Annotated in this window: 18 protein-coding genes; 11 read left to right on the forward strand and 7 right to left on the reverse strand. The window is 69.6% G+C overall.

All coding sequences use genetic code 11. The annotated features are described in order from the left end of the window. Nucleotides 1–15: 15 nt before the first annotated feature. From trpD to MKK50_RS17300, 4 genes are all read right to left on the reverse strand, one after another. A complete protein-coding gene (gene trpD, locus MKK50_RS17285) occupies nucleotides 16–1,029 on the reverse strand; it encodes an anthranilate phosphoribosyltransferase (RefSeq protein WP_499024047.1) in 1,014 nt (337 codons plus the stop codon). Nucleotides 1,030–1,228: 199 nt separating this feature from the next. Next, complete coding sequence (locus MKK50_RS17290; RefSeq protein WP_499024049.1) at nucleotides 1,229–1,831, reverse strand: anthranilate synthase component II; 603 nt, start codon at nucleotides 1,829–1,831, stop codon at nucleotides 1,229–1,231. 218 nt (nucleotides 1,832–2,049) lie between these two features. Beyond that, a complete protein-coding gene (trpE, locus tag MKK50_RS17295) occupies nucleotides 2,050–3,570 on the reverse strand; it encodes an anthranilate synthase component I (protein WP_499024051.1) in 1,521 nt (506 codons plus the stop codon). A gap of 7 nt (nucleotides 3,571–3,577) precedes the next feature. Beyond that, nucleotides 3,578–5,482, reverse strand: coding sequence for a SurA N-terminal domain-containing protein (locus MKK50_RS17300; protein WP_499024052.1), 1,905 nt, complete (start codon nucleotides 5,480–5,482; stop codon nucleotides 3,578–3,580). A gap of 224 nt (nucleotides 5,483–5,706) precedes the next feature. Here MKK50_RS17300 and tpiA point away from each other — a divergent pair, with 224 nt between their 5' ends. Together tpiA and MKK50_RS17310 are read left to right on the forward strand one after the other, a co-directional pair. Next, nucleotides 5,707–6,471 (forward strand): triose-phosphate isomerase, encoded by a 765-nt coding sequence (gene tpiA, locus MKK50_RS17305; RefSeq protein WP_499024054.1) that lies wholly within the window; start codon nucleotides 5,707–5,709, stop codon nucleotides 6,469–6,471. A 95-nt stretch (nucleotides 6,472–6,566) separates the two neighbouring features. Continuing rightward, the gene (locus MKK50_RS17310; RefSeq protein WP_499024055.1) at nucleotides 6,567–6,980 is read left to right on the forward strand and encodes a Tsi3 family protein; all 414 of its coding nucleotides are present in this window, start codon (nucleotides 6,567–6,569) and stop codon (nucleotides 6,978–6,980) included. Nucleotides 6,981–7,000: 20 nt separating this feature from the next. On the opposite strand, the gene MKK50_RS17315 is transcribed toward MKK50_RS17310, so the two are convergent. Both MKK50_RS17315 and MKK50_RS17320 read right to left on the reverse strand, forming a co-directional pair. Continuing rightward, complete coding sequence (locus tag MKK50_RS17315) at nucleotides 7,001–7,474, reverse strand: isochorismatase family protein (protein ID WP_499024057.1); 474 nt, start codon at nucleotides 7,472–7,474, stop codon at nucleotides 7,001–7,003. A gap of 20 nt (nucleotides 7,475–7,494) precedes the next feature. Beyond that, on the reverse strand, nucleotides 7,495–7,776 hold the full coding sequence (locus tag MKK50_RS17320) for a hypothetical protein (RefSeq protein WP_499024059.1): 282 nt from the start codon (nucleotides 7,774–7,776) through the stop codon (nucleotides 7,495–7,497). A 292-nt stretch (nucleotides 7,777–8,068) separates the two neighbouring features. Here MKK50_RS17320 and secG point away from each other — a divergent pair, with 292 nt between their 5' ends. The 5 genes from secG (at nucleotide 8,069) to MKK50_RS17345 (ending at nucleotide 12,719) form a co-directional block, all read left to right on the forward strand. Then, nucleotides 8,069–8,533, forward strand: a complete 465-nt coding sequence (gene secG / locus MKK50_RS17325; protein ID WP_499024060.1) for a preprotein translocase subunit SecG — start codon at nucleotides 8,069–8,071, stop codon at nucleotides 8,531–8,533. 192 nt (nucleotides 8,534–8,725) lie between these two features. Further along, nucleotides 8,726–10,354: a CTP synthase gene (gene pyrG / locus MKK50_RS17330; RefSeq protein ID WP_253368692.1), complete on the forward strand. Its 1,629-nt coding sequence runs from the start codon at nucleotides 8,726–8,728 to the stop codon at nucleotides 10,352–10,354. 151 nt (nucleotides 10,355–10,505) lie between these two features. Next, entirely contained in the window at nucleotides 10,506–10,904 is a 399-nt protein-coding gene (locus MKK50_RS17335) for a DUF350 domain-containing protein (protein WP_499024063.1), read from the forward strand. Between the two features lie 4 nt (nucleotides 10,905–10,908). After that, nucleotides 10,909–11,556 carry a DUF1190 domain-containing protein gene (locus tag MKK50_RS17340; RefSeq protein ID WP_499024064.1) on the forward strand — a complete coding sequence of 216 codons (648 nt, stop codon included), beginning with the start codon at nucleotides 10,909–10,911 and terminating at the stop codon, nucleotides 11,554–11,556. Continuing rightward, nucleotides 11,556–12,719, forward strand: a complete 1,164-nt coding sequence (locus MKK50_RS17345) for a glutathionylspermidine synthase family protein (RefSeq protein WP_499024066.1) — start codon at nucleotides 11,556–11,558, stop codon at nucleotides 12,717–12,719. Before MKK50_RS17340 ends, MKK50_RS17345 begins: the two co-directional genes overlap by 1 nt. Nucleotides 12,720–12,781: 62 nt before the next feature. Here MKK50_RS17345 and MKK50_RS17350 read toward each other — a convergent pair whose 3' ends face one another. Then, the gene (locus MKK50_RS17350; RefSeq protein ID WP_253368699.1) at nucleotides 12,782–13,075 is read right to left on the reverse strand and encodes a hypothetical protein; all 294 of its coding nucleotides are present in this window, start codon (nucleotides 13,073–13,075) and stop codon (nucleotides 12,782–12,784) included. Nucleotides 13,076–13,234: 159 nt separating this feature from the next. Here MKK50_RS17350 and MKK50_RS17355 point away from each other — a divergent pair, with 159 nt between their 5' ends. Genes MKK50_RS17355 through MKK50_RS17370 form a run of 4 tightly spaced genes read left to right on the forward strand, consistent with a single transcriptional unit; the run spans nucleotide 13,235 to nucleotide 16,978 of the window. Further along, the gene (locus MKK50_RS17355) at nucleotides 13,235–13,687 is read left to right on the forward strand and encodes a DNA polymerase III subunit chi (protein WP_012255710.1); all 453 of its coding nucleotides are present in this window, start codon (nucleotides 13,235–13,237) and stop codon (nucleotides 13,685–13,687) included. Between the two features lie 59 nt (nucleotides 13,688–13,746). Further along, nucleotides 13,747–15,408 carry a S10 family peptidase gene (locus tag MKK50_RS17360; protein ID WP_499024068.1) on the forward strand — a complete coding sequence of 554 codons (1,662 nt, stop codon included), beginning with the start codon at nucleotides 13,747–13,749 and terminating at the stop codon, nucleotides 15,406–15,408. An 8-nt stretch (nucleotides 15,409–15,416) separates the two neighbouring features. Next, nucleotides 15,417–15,791, forward strand: coding sequence for a hypothetical protein (locus tag MKK50_RS17365; RefSeq protein ID WP_499024071.1), 375 nt, complete (start codon nucleotides 15,417–15,419; stop codon nucleotides 15,789–15,791). A 59-nt stretch (nucleotides 15,792–15,850) separates the two neighbouring features. Next, nucleotides 15,851–16,978 (forward strand): carboxylate-amine ligase, encoded by a 1,128-nt coding sequence (locus MKK50_RS17370; protein WP_499024073.1) that lies wholly within the window; start codon nucleotides 15,851–15,853, stop codon nucleotides 16,976–16,978. The last annotated feature ends 174 nt before the right edge of the window (nucleotides 16,979–17,152 follow it).

Genomic DNA, 17,152 nt, shown 5'->3' on the forward strand with positions numbered 1-17,152 from the left:
GTTCGAGGCCGTCTATCACGCATTGGAGACGGCGACGAGGCGCGCCAGCGTGCCCCGCGCCGCGCCGGAATCGATCGCCTCTTGCGCCCGCGCAACGCCCTCGGCGATCGTGCCGGCGGCCCCCGCCACCACGAGGCCGGCACCAGCGTTCAGCACGGCGATGTCGCGGTAGGCGCTGCGGGCGCCGTCCAGCACGGCGCCGAGCGCGGCGGCGTTGTGCTCGGGGTCGCCCCCGCGCAGGTCGTCCAGGGTCGCGAGCGGCAGGCCGACCTCGCGCGGATCGAGGGTGAAGTGCCGGAACACGCCATCTTCCAGCGCAACCACGGCGGTGGGGCCGGTAGTGGTGATCTCGTCGAGCCCGTCGGAGCCGTGCACGGTCCAGACCCGGCGGCTGCCGAGCGTGGCCAGCACCCGCGTCAGCGGCTCGGCCCAGGCAGGGCGCGAGACGCCGAACACCTGCGCCGTCACGCCGGCCGGGTTCGAGAGCGGCCCAAGCATGTTGAAGATGGTGCGGAACGGCAGTTCGGTGCGTACCGGCGCGACATGGCGCATGGCGCCGTGATGCGTCTGCGCGAACATGAAGCAGAGCCCGGCCTCCGAGAGGCAGCGCGCCAGGGCCTCGGGGGGCAAGCCGATCTTCACGCCGAGGGCGGCCAGCACGTCGGCAGCGCCGGAGCGCGAGGTGGCGGCACGGTTGCCGTGCTTGGCCACGGGCACGCCGCAGGCGGCGGTGAGGATCGCGGCCAGCGTCGAGACGTTGTAGCTGCCCGAATGGTCGCCACCGGTGCCGACGATGTCGATGGCGCCCTCGGGCGCCGCCACCGGCAGCATCCGCGCGCGCATCGCCGAGACCGCACCGACGATCTCGTCCTCGCTCTCGCCGCGCACGGAGAGAGCGGTGAGGAAGGCGCCGGCCTGGATCGGCGTGACCTCGCCCGAGAGCAGGTCGTCGAAGGCGGCGCGGGACTGCTCGCGACTCAGCGGGGCGCCGGCCGCGACAGTTGCGAGATGGGTTTTGAAGGACTCCATGGGTCCGTGATCATCCGCTGGAAGCCCTCTCACCTTCGCGGAAAGAGGGTGGCCCGCGAGGCGGGTCGGGCGAGGGGAGGGCTCCGCGCAATTCGGAACGCCTCGCTCCCCTCCCGCCTCTCATCCGCGAGGCACCTTCACCCGCGAAAGGGGGAGGGAATAGGGTGTGCCCCGTCAATGCACGCCGAGGCCGGGCTTGTCACGCGCGGGCGGCCGACTCCTTGCGCCACGCCGCGGCGATGTCGAGGAAGTTGCGCAGGATCTGCGAGCCGTGGTTCGAGAGGATGCTCTCGGGGTGGAACTGCACGCCGTGGACCGGCAGTTCCCGGTGCTGGAGCCCCATGATGAGCCCGTCGGCTTCCGCCGTGACCGCGAGATCCTGCGGGCAGCTCGCGCGGTCCACCACCAGCGAGTGGTAGCGCGTGGCGGCAAAGCCCTCGTTGATGCCGCGGAACACACCCTTCGCCTCGTGGCGGATGGTCGAGACCTTGCCGTGCATGGGGGAGGGCGCCCGCACCACGTCGCCGCCATAGGCCTGCCCGATGGTCTGGAGCCCGAGGCACACGCCGAAGATCGGGATCTCGGCGCCCAGCTCCCGCACCGCGTCGAGGCAGATGCCCGCCTCGTTCGGGGTGCACGGCCCCGGCGAGAGCACGAGCGCGTCCGGGGCCCGTTCGCGGATGCCGGCGACATCGATCTGATCGTTGCGCACCACGTCGATCCGCTCGCAGAGCGGGCCGATCAGGTGGACGAGATTCCAGGTGAAGGAATCGTAATTGTCGATGACGAGGACGTTGGACATCGAACTCAGCCGTAGCGCCTTGTATCCCGCTCACACCCTCATCCTGAGGTGCCGCGAAGCAGCTTCGAAGGATCCTCCAGGGATCAGGCGGGATCTGAAAGATCCTTCGAGGCCGACGCTGCGCGCCGGCACCTCAGGATGAGGAAGATGACGGGATTACCGTTCTCTAGAGGGGTGGCGACGGGAAGCCGGCAAGTCAAGACGACGTGCCCGTGCGCCTACTGCCCACGCTTGGCCCGGCTCGCGAACTGCACCGCATCCTCGGCTGCCCGGAACAAGGCCTTCGCCTTGTTCACGCATTCCTGCTGCTCGGAGGCGGGATCGGAATCGTAAACGATGCCGGCGCCGGCCTGCACGTGCATGCGGCCGTCCTTCACGATGGCCGTGCGCAGGACGATGCAGGTATCCATCTCGCCGCGCGCGCCGAAATAGCCGATGCAGCCGCCATAAGGTCCGCGCTTCTCGCGCTCCAACTCGTCGATGATCTCCATCGCCCGCACCTTCGGCGCGCCCGAGACGGTGCCCGCCGGAAACCCGGCGGCGAGCGCCGAGAGCGCGTCGTGCTTCGGGTCGAGGTCGCCCTCGACGTTCGAAACGATGTGCATGACCTGGGAATAGTATTCGAGAAAGAACGAGTCGGTGACGGTGACGCTGCCGATCTTCGAGACGCGGCCGACATCGTTGCGGCCGAGGTCGAGCAGCATCAAGTGCTCGGAACGCTCCTTCGGGTCGGCCAGGAGTTCGTCGGCCAGCGCCCGGTCCTCGGCAGGCGTGGCGCCGCGCCGCCGCGTGCCGGCGATCGGGCGGATCGTCACCCTGCCCTCGCGCACCCGCACGAGGATCTCAGGCGAGGAGCAGACGACCTGAAACGCCTCGAAATCGAGGTAGCACAGGAAAGGCGCCGGGTTGGTGCGGCGCAAGGAGCGGTAGAGCGCAAGGGCCGGCAGGGTGAAGGGCGCCTCGAAGCGCTGCGACAGCACCACCTGGAAGATGTCGCCCGCGACGATGTACTCCTTGGCCTTGTCCACCATACCGAGGAACGCGTCCGGCTCGGTGTTCGAGACCGGGGAGGGCAGGGGAAGGCTCGATACGTCGAGACGCGCCTCGACCGGCAACGGGCCTTCGAGAGCTTCCGCCACCCGGTCGAGCCGGGCCTGCGCGGCTTCCAGCGCAGCGCGAGCGCTCACGCCCTCGGTTGGGCGCACGGGGGTTACGACGGTGAGCGCATCGGCCACCGCGTCGAACACCACCATCACGCGCGGGCGCATCAGGATCGCGTCGGGTACGCCGAGCGGATCGGGGTTCGGCTCCGGCAGGCGCTCCATGGCGCGGACCATGTCGTAGCCGAGATAGCCGAACAGGCCGGCGGCCATCGGCGGCAATGCGGCGCTTTCGGCGTCGTCACCCACCGCACTTTCGGCGATGAGGGCGCGCAACGAGGCGAGCGGTGCCCGCTCGTCGGCCACGAAATCCGTGAGGCCCGCGTCGCGGGCGATCTCGGTGCGCCCGTCGCGGCAGCGCCAGATCAGGTCGGGGTCGAGCCCGATCATCGAGTAGCGCCCGCGCACCGCGCCGCCCTCGACCGATTCGAGCAGGAAGCCCGGGCCGGCATGGACCGCCTTCAGCTTGAGGAAGGCCGCGACCGGCGTTTCCAGATCGGCTACCAGGGTAAGGCCGAGCACGCTCGCCCGTCCCGCCTCGTAGGCGCGCGCCACCGCCTCGTGCGCAGACTCGGTCATGACGGCCTCAGTACTCGCCGCCGAGCGCACGCCGCAGGGCGGTCTGGTTCACGTTGACGCCGGCGCTCTTCTGCACCTCGGCAATGAACTCAGCCAGCACGTCGTCGGCGATCGCCGTGCGCAGCGACGCCACGAGTTGCCCGTCGCTTGGGGTGCCCGGCACGAAGGCCGGCATCGCCGCCGCCGTGACCTTGAACACCGCGCGTCCTTCGCCGGCGGGCGCCGAGGCCGCCTTGCCGACCGGGGTAGTGAAGATGCGCTCGACGATCTCGGTCGAGAGGTCGTCCTTCGCTTGGTTGCGGCCGATCTCGGCGAACGCCTTCAGCGGCAGGCCCGCCTCCTGCGCCACGGTCTCGATGGCCTCGCCCTTGTCGAGGCGCTCGCTCAGCTCCTTCGATTTGGCGACGAGGCGCTTCTCGACCTCGGCCTTGGTCCAGCCCTTCACCACCTCGTCGCGGACCTCCGCCAGCGGCTTCTCGTGCGAAGGATCGATCTTGACGACGTCGTACCAGATCGCGCCACCGGCCTTGGTGCGCAGCACCTCGGTGTCGTTGCCGACATCGGCACGGAAGGCGGCCGGCAACGTGGTCTCCTTGTCCGGAATGCCGGCGACCGGCTGGCCGGACGGGTCGTTGCCCTGCGCATCGACCGCGGGAATGCTCAGCAGCGTCAGACCCTGATCCTTGGCGATCTCGGCGAGCGGCTTGGCGGAGGCGCGGGCATCCTCGATGGCGTCTTGCACCTTGTCGAGGCCGCCGTCGCGCACGCGCTTCAGCGCGATCTCCCTGCGGATCTCGTCCTTGACCTCGTCGAACGGCTTGACCGTGCCCGGCTCGATGGCCGTGACGCGCAGGAGCACGGTGCCGAAACGGCCCTTCACCGGCTCGCTCACTTTGCCCTGCTCCACGGCGAAAGCAGCGTTGCCCACCGCCGGATCGAACAGCTCGGCCTTCGTCATCGTGCCGAGATCGAGCTGCTTGGGATCGAGGCCGCGCTCGGCGGCCACGGTCTCGAACGGCGTCGCGCCGCTCTCGATCTTGGCCCGCGCCTCCGCGGCAGCCGTCTCGTCGGGGAAGCTGATCTGCTGGATCGTGCGCCGCTCCGCCTTGCCAAACCGGCCCTGGTTGGCCTCGTAGACCTTGCGCGCTTCCTCGTCGGACACCTCATCCGGCTTGGCCAGGGCAGAGGGGTCGAGCACCAGCAGGTTGAGGGTGCGGTATTCGGGGGCGCGGAACGAGCCCTTGTTGTTGTCGTAGTAGGCGTTGAGCTCTTCGTCGGTCGGGGCGGGGATCTCGCCCGCGGCGGAGGGCGCCAGCGTCAGCACGGCGGCGTCGCGGCGCTCGGTGGAGTAGCGGTGCACCGCCTCGCGGATCGCCTGGGGCACCGGCATCTCGGCCACGATCGCGTCCGCCAGTTGCAGGCGGGCGATGACCGAGCGCTGCTCGCGCACGAACATCCCCTCGTTCAGGCCCGCCCGCTGCAGCGTCTGGAAGAACAGCGCCCGGTCGAAGCTGCCATTGGCGTTCTTGAAGCTCGGCTCGTCCTGGATCGCCCGCAGCACCGTCGCATCGGAGACCGCCAGCCCGAGATCCGTGGTCTTCTGGTCGAGGGCCGCCTCGGTGATGAGCTGAGCCAGCACCTGCCGCTCCAGACCCATCGCCCGCGCCTGGTCCGGCGTCAGCGTCCGCTTGAGCTGCGCTTGGTAGCGCTGAAGCTGGTTCTGGTAGGCCGTGCGGACCTCCTCGGCCGAAATCGGCGTCTTGCCGACGGTGGCGACGGCGGTGGTCGATCCGCCGCGAAAAAACTCCTCCACACCGAAAATCGCGACGCCCGCGATCAGGAAGGTGAAGATCACCGACAGCACGACCTTGCCGAGCCAATGCTGGCTGGCACTGCGAATGGACTGGAGCATCGGACGCCCGGGCCTAATTCTCTACGGTCCCTGCCCACGCGGGCAGGGAACAAATTCGAGCCCCGCGATAGACGATCGGGACGGCGGCGCAAAGGGCATGTCATCCGGGCGCCCGGAAAGGGGGCGGGACGATCTCAAAGGTGGTTTGCGCGCCTAAGCTTGCTCTGCTAGGCCGGCCCACGACGTTGTAAGTCCTCGAACGAGACACGGAGAACCGGGACGCCATGGCAAGCGAGGGACGCCGTCCGCTGGTTGCCGGCAACTGGAAGATGAACGGTCTGCTCTCCTCGGTCCCGACCGTCGAGGCGATCCGTGACGGACTTTCGCCGGCGCTCGTAGACAAGATCGACGTGCTGATCTGCCCGCCCGCGACGCTGATCTCCTCCTGCTTGGCGACGGTCTACGGCTCCGCGGTCGCCATCGGTGGCCAGAACCTGCATGCCCGCCCGAGCGGCGCCTTCACCGGCTCGATCTCGGCGGAGATGTTCGCCGATCTCGGCGCCACCTACGTCATCGTCGGCCATTCCGAGCGGCGCGCCTACCATTACGAGACCGATGACGGCGTCCACGCCAAGGCGCTCGGCGCCCGCCGCGCGGGCCTGCGCGGCATCATCTGCGTCGGTGAGACCATGGAGGAGCGCCAGCAGGGCCGGGCGCTCGACATCGTGCGCGCGCAGCTCGCCATCGGCCTGCCGAAGGGCGCGACCGGCGCCGACACGGTGATCGCCTACGAGCCGGTCTGGGCGATCGGCTCGGGCCGCACGCCGACCGCCAAGGAGATCGCCGAGGTCCACGCGTCGCTGCGCGAGATGCTCGACAAGCTCGTCGGCGAGGAGGCGCACAAGATCCGCATCCTCTACGGCGGCTCGGTGAAGCCCTCGAACGCCCGCGAACTGATGGCGGTGGAGAACGTCGACGGCGCGCTGGTCGGCGGCGCCAGCCTCGTAGCGGAGGACTTTTTGGGAATCTGCCGAGCCTACGAGGGGTGAGCGTTCCCCAGCCGCGCGGCGCCGCGGGGCGCATCGGGCCGAGACTGTTCGGCGCCCGGCCGCTTCTGTCGGCAGCCGGAACGGTCCTCGTTCTCATGACAACCACGGCATCGCAGGGTGCGGCGATCACGGCCCCGGGCGGCTGTCGGCCGACCCTCGATATCCCCAAGGGTTTTTCGGCCCAGCACCGCGGCGACGAGATCGTCCTGCAACCGATCGGGCAGCAGGGCCGGCGCAGCGTGTTCGAGATCAGGCTGATGCCCGGACAAGGTAGCGACGCGGCTCCCATGCCGAAGCGCCGGCCGCTCGGTGCGACGATCGCCCGCTACCGGGTCACGCGCGAGGCCGGAGGATCCGGCGGCGAGGAGACGACGCTCGTCGCCGAGGTCGAGCGTTCGGGCGGTGTCGTGCGCCTCGAAGCGACGGTGCAGCGAGACGACGGGGCCGAGCCGGATTTCGAAGCGGCCTGGTCGGCGCTGGCGACCGCGCGCTGCACCGCGCCCCGCTGAGCCCGTGATTTGCCCGTAGGCTACATCGCCTCGGGACCGATCAGAACGCTTCCGAAATGATGCCGCCAGAGCTCGGCTCCGAGTGAGCCGGAGCGGTCGAGGGACGATCCGACGCTGAGCCACGGCAGCAGGGTCGGGCGCAACCCGGCATCGAACAGCATGAAGCCGGCGGCGAGACAGCAGGTCTCCGTCTGCACGCCGCAGACGAGGACGCGCTCGATGTCGAGCGCCCTGAAATGATCGATCAGCGCGGGCGGCGGCAGGTAGCCGTGCTTGACGAAAACCCGGTCGGCCGGGACCAGCGGCTCTTCGTCCGCCGGCGGCGCCCAGCCGAGTTGCGCCCTGAACGGCGTCACCGCCTCGTCGTGCCGCTCGACGGTGGCCACCGTGTGCAGCGTCCGGCTCAGCGCGGCGATGCCCGCGACGATCGTGTCCGGCACGCAAAAGCTCGCCTGAACATCGACGACGAGGAGGGCCTGCCGGTCCCGTCGCATGGAACGCGCCGGGTTCGCGGTCAGTCCGCCCGGGCCGGCGCCTTCGCCACCGCTTCCTTGGTGCGCTCGATCATCGAGAGCACCGCGACATAGAAGGCCTGCTGCAGCGGGCTCATCGCGTCCGGCCGGATCCGGTCGGAGAGTGCGGCTTGCAGCGCATCCATCGCCTGCGCCCGCCCCGCCGGATCGGGCCGCTCCAGGGCGATCCGCAGGAGGTCGGACTGCACGGCCTCCATCTCCTCGCGGTCGGCGCGGTCGATGAAGGCGGCGAACCGCCCGGCTTCGTGGTGAAAATCGCTCATTCCGACTCCTCGCACGGGCCGTGGCCCTATGACCATGCTCCTGCGGCGTTTTTCCAGAACGCTGTCTTTATATCGAGGCGAGCGGCGGTTCCGGATGCCGCGACGCATCCTTCGTGTGGGCCGCGTGCAAATCGTTTGTCCCGCCCGCTTGCATGAAGGCCGGTTGGCGCGGGTGGGCAAACGGTGTAGGAGCCCCCACTTCGTGCAGCGGATACGCGGGCGCGCCGCTTTTGCGCGCGACCTTTAGTCCGGCACACCGACAGCGTCCGCGCGAGCGGGCACCGGAATCGCTATGCAGACCGTCCTCATCGTCGTCCACCTCATCATCGTCCTGGCGCTCATCGCCGTGGTGCTGCTGCAGCGCTCGGAGGGCGGGCTCGGGCTCGGCGGCGGCGGGGGCGGCGGCGTCTCAGGCTTCATGACCGGCCGCGGTCAGGCGAACGCGCTAACGCGGGCGACCGCGATCCTGGCGGCACTCTTCTTCACCACCAGCATCGCGCTGGCGATCATGGCCCACCGCACCGCTGCGCCCCGCTCGATCCTCGACGAGGCCGGGACGCCGCAGAGCCAGACGCAGACCCAGAAGCCGGTGAACGCGGACAACCTGCTCGACACGCTGCGCAGCGGCGCTCCGGCTCAGCCCGGCCAGCCGGCCTCGGTGCCGACCGACGCGCCCGCCACGCCCGCGACGCCGGCTCCCGCCCCGAGCACGCCGCCGGCCGCACCGACGACGCCGGATGCGCCGCAATCGCGCTGAGCCCGCTGCGGCCGAGCCGCACCATCTGCGGATAAGACCCTTGCGGCCGGCGCATCGGCCGCGGGGATGTGAGAGACGAATTCCTCAACGGCATGAGGGGCCTCGCCCCGTGCCGCCTCCCGCGTGGCCGGCGGGGTGCGGCAACCGTTGCGGTTTGGCGAATCGCTTGAGCCCCTTTATGGACCGGAGCCCATGACGCGGTACGTTTTCATCACCGGCGGCGTGGTTTCCTCCCTGGGTAAGGGCCTCGCCTCCGCCGCCCTGGCAGCTTTGCTCCAAGCCCGCGGCTACCGCGTGCGCCTGCGCAAGCTCGACCCCTATCTCAACGTCGATCCGGGCACGATGAGCCCGACGCAGCACGGCGAGGTCTTCGTCACCGACGACGGCGCCGAGACCGACCTCGATCTGGGCCATTACGAGCGCTTCACCGGCCTGCCGGCTTCACGCGCCGACAACGTGACCACGGGGCGGATCTACCTCGACATCATCACCAAGGAGCGGCGCGGCGACTATCTCGGCGCCACGATCCAGGTGATCCCGCACGTCACCAACGCCATCAAGACGTTCGTGCTCGACGGCAACGACGATTACGACTTCGTGCTGGTCGAGATCGGCGGCACGGTCGGCGACATCGAGGGCCTGCCCTTCTTCGAGGCCATTCGCCAGATCGGCCAGGAACGCCCGCGCGGCAGCGTCTGCTACCTGCATCTCACACTGCTGCCCTACATCCCGTCCGCCGGTGAATTGAAGACCAAGCCGACGCAGCACTCCGTGAAGGAGTTGCGCTCCATCGGCATCCAGCCCGACATCCTGCTCTGCCGCTGCGACCGGCCGATCCCGCAAGACGAGCGGCGCAAGCTCGGCCTGTTCTGCAACGTGCGGGAGAGCGCGGTCATCGAGGCGCGCGACGTCGATACGATCTACGCCGTGCCACTCTCCTACCGCGAGGCGGGCCTCGACCGGGAGATCCTGGCGCATTTCCAGATGGAGCCCGAGACTGAGCCGAAGCTCGACCTCTGGCAGGACATCCTCGAGCGGGTGCGCAACCCCGAGGGCGAGGTCACCATCGCCATCGTCGGCAAGTACACGGGGCTCAAGGACGCCTACAAATCGCTCACCGAGGCGCTGACGCATGGCGGCATCGCCAACAACGTCCGCGTCAACCTCGAATGGATCGAGGCGGAGGTGTTCGAGCGCGAAGACCCGGCGCCGTTCCTCGAAGGCTTGCACGGCATCCTCGTGCCCGGCGGCTTCGGCCAGCGCGGCGCGGAGGGCAAGATCCGCGCGGCCCGCTACGCCCGCGAGCGCAACATCCCCTATTTCGGCATCTGCTTCGGCATGCAGATGGCGGTGATCGAGGCGGCGCGCTCGCTCGCCGGGATCGAGGGGGCCAACTCCACCGAGTTCGGCACGACCGAGGAACCGGTGGTCGGCCTTCTCACAGAGTGGATGCGCGGCAACGAGCTGGAACGCCGCGCGGCCGAGAGCGATCTCGGCGGCACCATGCGGCTCGGCGCCTACAAGGCCACGCTCGGTGCGGACACCAAGATCGCGCAGATGTACGGCGGCACCGAGATCTCGGAGCGCCACCGGCACCGCTACGAGGTCAACATGGCCTATCGCGCGTGTCTGGAGGCCAAGGGCCTGCGCTTCTCCGGCACCTCGCCGGACGGACTGCTGCCCGAGACGGTTGAACACGAGGGCCACCCGTGGTTCATCGGTGTGCAATTCCATCCGGAGTTGAAGTCACGCCCCTTTGAGCCGCACCCGTTGTTCAAGGGGTTCATCGCCGCCGCGATCGAGCAAAGCCGGCTGGTGTGACAGGAAGCGGTGCGATCCTCGAAGAGCGATTGCATCGCTGTCCAGGCGCGAAGAGCGCCCGCGGAGCGGCCTCGGCTCAACCGAGGCGTCGAGCGAAGCGTGAGCCAAGGCCGCGGATGCGGTCGCCGGCGCTTGAGGCTGGAGGGAGCCGTTGACGACGATCTCGGGCCTGCCGGCCTTCCTTGCCTACTTCGCCGTCTCCCTCGGGCTCACTGCCCTCTACCTCGTGACCTACCTCACCGCGACGGCGCACTGGGAGATCGCCCTGGTGCGCGAAGGCAACCTTGCCGCGTCCCTGGCGCTCGGCGGCAGCCTGCTCGGCTACTCGATCCCGCTCTCGGCGGCGGTGCGCTATGCCGGCTCTCTGATCGACTGCATCGTCTGGGGGCTCGTCGCCCTAGTCGTGCAGGTCGCGATTTACTGGATGATGCGGCCGCTGCTGCCGAACCTGTCGCGGCGGATCGACGAGGGTGAGACCGCGCCCGCCGTGCTGCTCGGAGCCGCTTCTCTCGCGGGCGGCCTCGTGAACGCTGCCTGCATGAGCTACTGACGCCGTGGCGGACGAGCGCGAGACTTCAGGAGATTTCGCCCGCCGATCGCCGAGCCGATCCACGCCGGCCGTCACACCGCCCGATCGCGCCGCGACCAAGCGTTCTCAGACGGTCTCGACCGTGCTCGTGGCCGGTGCGGGCCTCGCCGCGCTCTCCCTGGGTGGCCTCGACCGGACGGCCCCGGGCCGGGACGTCCTGGTTTACGCGGACGTGACCGCCTGCACCGCCGAAGCGATCCGCACCACCGAAGATTGCCGCGCCGCCTACGACATCGCCCGCGCCGCCTATCCCTCCACGGCCCCGCATTACGTGTCGCTGCCGCAATGCGAGCAGCATCACGGCAGCGACCATTGCGCGTTGGACAGGACGGTCGATGCCGTGATCGACCCGATGCGCTTCGTGCCACGCATGGCCGGCTACCTGCTCGGGCGCACGGCCGCCGAAGGTGTGACGCCCGAGCCGGTCTACGACCATAGCAGCGGCCAGAGCGGCCATCACGGTGCCTACTGCACCGGATCGGGCGGACGCATCACCACGGGTTCGGGGAGCCACGCCTCATCGGGCTCCCTCAAATCGGGGTCTGCGCAGGCGACGAAGTTCGGAGGCTTCGGCAGCAGCGGGCGCGGCTTCTCCTCCTTCGGCGGAACCTGATGCGCCGCATCGCCTACGGAGAGCGGCCCGGCTGGCGGGAGATCGCGCGGGATGCGGGCTTTGCCTTCCACACCATCGACGGCGAACCCTACTGGGACGAGAGCCACGCCTACGCCTTCACGCTCGCCGAGATCGAGGACGACATCGAAGGGCCGAGCGCAGACCTGCACGCCCTCTGCCTCGACTTCGCCGCCGAAGCGGTGGCGGACGAGCGCATCCTCGCCTCGCTCGCCATTCCCGAGCCGGTCTGGGACACGGTGCGGACGAGCTGGCGCCGGAACGATCCGAGTCTCTACGGGCGCCTCGACTTCTCTTACGGTGGGACCGGACCGGCCAAGCTCCTCGAATACAACGCCGACACGCCGACCGCCCTTTACGAGACCGCCGTGTTCCAGTGGCTCTGGCTCGAACAGGGGTTGAGGGACGGGCGCTTGGCCTCGGGCAGCGACCAGTTCAACGCCGTCCACGAACGACTGATCGCCCGCTTCGCCGCCATTGCGCCGCCCGGCCTGTTCGCCTTCGCCGCCGATACCGGCGGCCCGGAGGATCTGGGCACCGCCGGCTACCTTCAGGATTGCGCGGTCCAGGCCGGCTGCGCGACGATCCTGCTCGACCTTGTTCAGATCGGCCTGCGCGCGGACGGCACCTTCTGCGGGCCGGACGAGCAACCCTTCGCCTCCCTGTTCAAGCTCTATCCTTGGGAATGGGCGTTTCAGGACGCGTTCGGAGCAGCGGTCGCGGCCTCGCCGACGCGCTTCTTTGAGCCGCCCTGGAAGATGGTGCTCTCCAACAAGGGTCTGCTCGCCCATCTCTGGGCCCGCGAGCCCGGCCACCCGAACCTGCTGCCGGCCTTCTTCGAGGGAGATCCCGCCTCCGCGAGCCTGGGCGGCGCCTATGTCCGCAAGCCGCTGCTCTCGCGGGAGGGCGCCAATGTCGAGATCTTTGCCGATGGGGCTCGCGTCGCCGGGGCGGATGGGCCTTACGGTGCGGACGGTTTCATCCGCCAGGGTCTGGCCGAGCTGCCGTGCTTCGAGGGCCGGCGCCCGCTCCTCGGTGCCTGGATCGTCGGGGATACGCCGGCCGGTCTCTGCATCCGTGAATCCGACGGCCCGATCACCGGCGATGGCGCGCTGTTCGTGCCGCACCTGATCGAACCGGGCTGAGACTGGGCATGGGAAAAGGGGCCGGATCGGCACCGGCCTCCTTGCTTGCGCTCCGGCTCTCGTTAGCGGCCCGCAGCGCTGTTGCCGCCCCCGGCGCTGCCTGCGCCACCGCCCATGGTGCCGCCCGGTGCGGTGCCGGTCGTGGCGCCGGGGGCCATGGTGCCCGTCGAGCCGGTGGTTGCGCCCGCGGCGCTGCCGTTCGTCGGCCGCATGCTGTTGCCGGTGTTGTTCCGAACCGGGCTGGCACTGTCCGTGGTGCCGCCGGTTCCGCCCTTGCCGGTGCTCGACTGGGCGAAGGCCGCCCCGGAAACGGCGAGGGTCAGCGCGGCGGCGAGCGTGATCATCTTGGTCGGCATGGCTCTTTCCTTCCCTGATATCGGTTGTGGAAAGCGAACCCGCCTCCGACGGCATGGTTCAGTGCGAATTTCCTCTGCCGTCGCGATCCAGGGGTCCGGCAGCCGCGACGCCACGCCCGCACTGCCCTAGAGGCAGCAGACCCTATATGGTTCGATGCCGTGACCGAGATCCTGTTCTACCACCTCCAGCGCCAGCCCCTCGAAAAGGTGCTGCCCAGCCTCGTCGAAAAGTCGCTGGAGCGCGGCTGGCAAGCGGCGATCCAGGCGGTGAGCGAGGAGCGGCTTCAGGCGCTCGACGACGGACTCTGGACCTACACCGACGAGAGCTTCCTGCCCCACGGCACGGACCGTGACACGGATGCGGCGAGCCAGCCCGTGGTACTGACCCTGCGCGAGACCAACCCCAACGGCGCCTCGATCCGCTTCCTCGTGGAGGGCGCGGAACTGCCGGAGGATGCGGAGAGCTACCAGCGAATCTGCATCCTGTTCGACGGCACCGACACCGACGCGCTGCTGCACGCCCGTGAGCAATGGCGTGGCGCCAAGGCCGCCGGCCATGCCATCGCCTACTGGCAGCAGGACGAGGGCGGGCGCTGGACCAAGAAGGCGTGAGACCCGCACCCCGTCCGATGGCGCGGCGCGACCAACTGCCGAAGGATCGCGAGAGACCGATGACGCAAACCTTCCCTCTCTCTCCCCGTGCCGGAACGGCACGGCTTTGCCTTGCCGGCCTCCTCTCCCTCGCCGTGGGGCTGGGGCCGATGCCGCTGCGCGCCCAGCACGGCCCGGCACAAGGCGACGGGCCTGCCCAAGCACAGGGGAGGGGACCGGGGCAGGGCCAGCCGCGCAAGGCGCCTGAGGGACGCCGCCTGCCGCCGGATGCGACCACCGAGCACAGCATCGACGGGCCGAACGGCCGTGCGCTCGCCTTCACCGCCACCGCCGGCAGCCTCGCGCTGGTGGACGAGGAGGGTAAGCTTCAGTCCGAGATCGCCTTCATCGCCTACACCAAGGCGGGCAAGCCGGAGGAGACCGCCGCCCGGCCGATCACCTTCGGCGTCAATGGCGGACCGGGCGCGGCCTCGGCCTATCTCAACATCGGCGCGATCGGCCCCTGGCGCCTGCCGACCGACGGCGCCTCGATCAGCCCGTCGCAGACGATCGCGCTTCAGCCGAACCCCGCGACCTGGCTCGACTTCACGGATCTGGTCTTCATCGATCCCGTCGGCACCGGCTACAGCCGCGCGGCGGACGGCGACGGCAAGAAGTACTGGAGCGTCGATGCGGATGCCTCGGTGCTCGCAGCCGCCATCGCCCGTTATCTGCGCCAGAACGACCGCCTCGCCTCGCCGAAATTCTTCGTCGGCGAGAGCTATGGCGGCTTCCGCGGCCCGCTCATCGCGCAGAAGCTGCAACAGGATGTCGGCGTCGGCCTCTCGGGCCTCGTGCTGCTCTCCCCCGTGCTCGACTTCGCGTGGCTGCAGCCGGCCCGCACCACGCCGTGGGGCTTCGTGACAAAGCTTCCCTCGTTTGCCGCGGCGGCGCTGGAACGCGCGGGCACGACGCCGAGCCGTGAACTCATGAAGGAGGCCGAGACCTACGCGTCCGGCGCCTATCTCACCGATCTCCTGAAAGGCCCGTCCGACCGTGAGGCGGTGGCGCGCCTCGCCGAGAAGGTCTCGGCGCTGACCGGCCTCGATCCGGAGACCGTGCGGCGTCAGGCCGGGCGGCTCAGCGCCCACAGCTACCAGCGCGAGATCGGGCGGGACGCCGGCCGAGTGTCTTCCGCCTACGACACCGGCGTGACCGGCTGGGACCCGGACCCGACCGCCCCGCAATCGGGCTTCGAGGATCCGGTGCTCGACGCGCTTCAGGCGCCGCTGACCACCGCCATGGTGCAGCTCTATCAGGGCCGCCTCAACTGGCGTGTCGAGAACATGCGCTACGAGTTGCTCAACGGCGCGGTCAACCGCGGCTGGACCTGGGGCTCGGGCCGATCGGCCCCGGAAGCCATGGGCGCACTGAAGGACGCGCTGGCGCTCGACGGACGGATGCGGGTGCTCGTCGCCCACGGCTTCACCGATCTCGTGACGCCCTACTTCACCTCGAAGATGCTGCTGGACCAGATGCCGGTCTACGGCTCGCCCGACCGCCTCAAGCTCTCGGTTTATCCCGGCGGCCACATGTTCTACACGCGGCCGGACTCGCGCAACACCTTCCACGACGACGCCGCCGACCTGTTCGCCCGAGCGCTGGAAACCCGCTCCGACGGCAGCGCGAAGGGCGGGAGCGCATCGGGCGCGACCGTGCCGGAGAAGAGACCGACGCCTTGAGGATTGTCTTGCGAAAAGTGGCCTTAGGACTTCTGCCCAGCCTGTTGCTGGTGGGCTGCAACACCGCCGAGCGCCGCGAACCGATCCCGCCGCCGCCTCCCCCCAGCGCAGTGCTGCCCGCCGTCCCGACGGCGCCGGCCGCCGCGCTCGGCCCCGTGCTCGACGGCAACGGCGCCTGCACCGGCCCGGCGCCGGGCACGGCCACCGCCATCGCGACCGGGATCGGCGAGTGCGACCTCGTGCGGCTCAAGGGTCGCCCGCCCACCGACGTGCTGGTCGGCGAGGGCCGCTCTGGCCGCGAGGTGCAGGTGCTCTACACCGAGCCCGGCGCCAAGGAGCTGTACTTCTTCGTGAACAACCGCCTGGATCGTATCGTTCGTTAACGCACGAACCAGTTGGGCCCGCGCTTGCTTCCCTTCGGACCGGGAAGGTGGGACGAGCGATGGCAGATGCGTACCGGTTCGGGATCGAGGAAGAGCTGTTCCTGGCCAGCAGCCGCACCCGGGCGGCGCCCGGCGCGTCGGTCTCGGCCTTCCACAAGGCGGCGCGAACCCGGCTGGAGGGCGTCGAGCGCGAGATGCTCGAAAGCCAGGCCGAGATCTGCTCCAAGCCCTCGACGAGCTTCAGCGAGACCCACGAGGCCCTGGCCAAGCTCCGCACCGGCCTGTGCGGCATCGGCCGGGAGCACGGCCTGAAGGTCTTCGCCTCCGGCACCCACCCGACCGCGATCTGGACCGACCAGCGCGAAACCGCCAAGCTCCGCTACCGCAAAATGATCGAGACGCTGCAGATGGTGGGCCGGCGCTCCATCGTCTGCGGCCTGCACATCCATGTCGAGGTGCCCGAGCCCGACCAACGCATCGACCTCATCAACCGGCTGATGCCGTTCCTGCCGGTGCTGCTCGCGCTCTCCACCTCCTCGCCCTTCTACGAGCGTCACCGCACCGGGCTCGCCGGCTACCGCCTGCGGGCCTATGCCGAGTTGCCGCGCACCGGACTACCGGAACTGTTCGATGGGGCCGACGACTTCGAGCGCTACGTACGGGTGATGACTCGGGCGGGTGCCGTGGAGGATGCGACCTATTTCTGGTGGCACATCCGCCCGTCGATCCGTTACCCGACCCTCGAATTGCGGGTCGCCGACAGCTGCACCCGGCTCAAGGATACGCTGGCCATCGCCGCGCTCTACCGATGCCTCGTGCGGCTCTGCGTGCGACGGCCGGAACTGAACGCCCGGCCGACGGGCGCCTCGCGGGGCTTCGTGATGGAGAACCTATGGCGGGCGCAGCGCGACGGCGTTCACGCCGCCCTGATCGATGAGGCTGCGGAGGAGGCGGTGCCGGTGCGCCGTCTCGTCGAGCGCCTGCTCGACCTCGTGGCGGAGGATGCGGCGGCTCTGGGCTGCAACGCGCAGGTCGCACACGCCCTCACCATCACCGAATGCGGCTCCAGCGCCGATGGGCAGATCCGGGTCTACGAGGCGTCGCTTGCCGCTGGCGGCAGCGAGCGCAAGGCGTTGTCCTGCGTCATCGATTGGCTCGCCCGCGAGACCGCGAACTGCGAGGCGTGACGGCTCCGGCCGACCGGCCGCGCCAGGAACATCGAACGCCCGCTCCGGTTGCTCCGACAGGTACGATTCTTCCCTAGGAGACATTCATGAGAACGACACTCACTGCCGCCGCCTGCCTGCTCCTGCTGGGCGCGGCGGGGATGCCGGCCTATGCCCAATCGGTCGGCGAGAAGA

This window comes from Methylobacterium sp. J-043 (assembly GCF_022829505.1).
GTDB lineage: Bacteria > Pseudomonadota > Alphaproteobacteria > Rhizobiales > Beijerinckiaceae > Methylobacterium > Methylobacterium extorquens_A.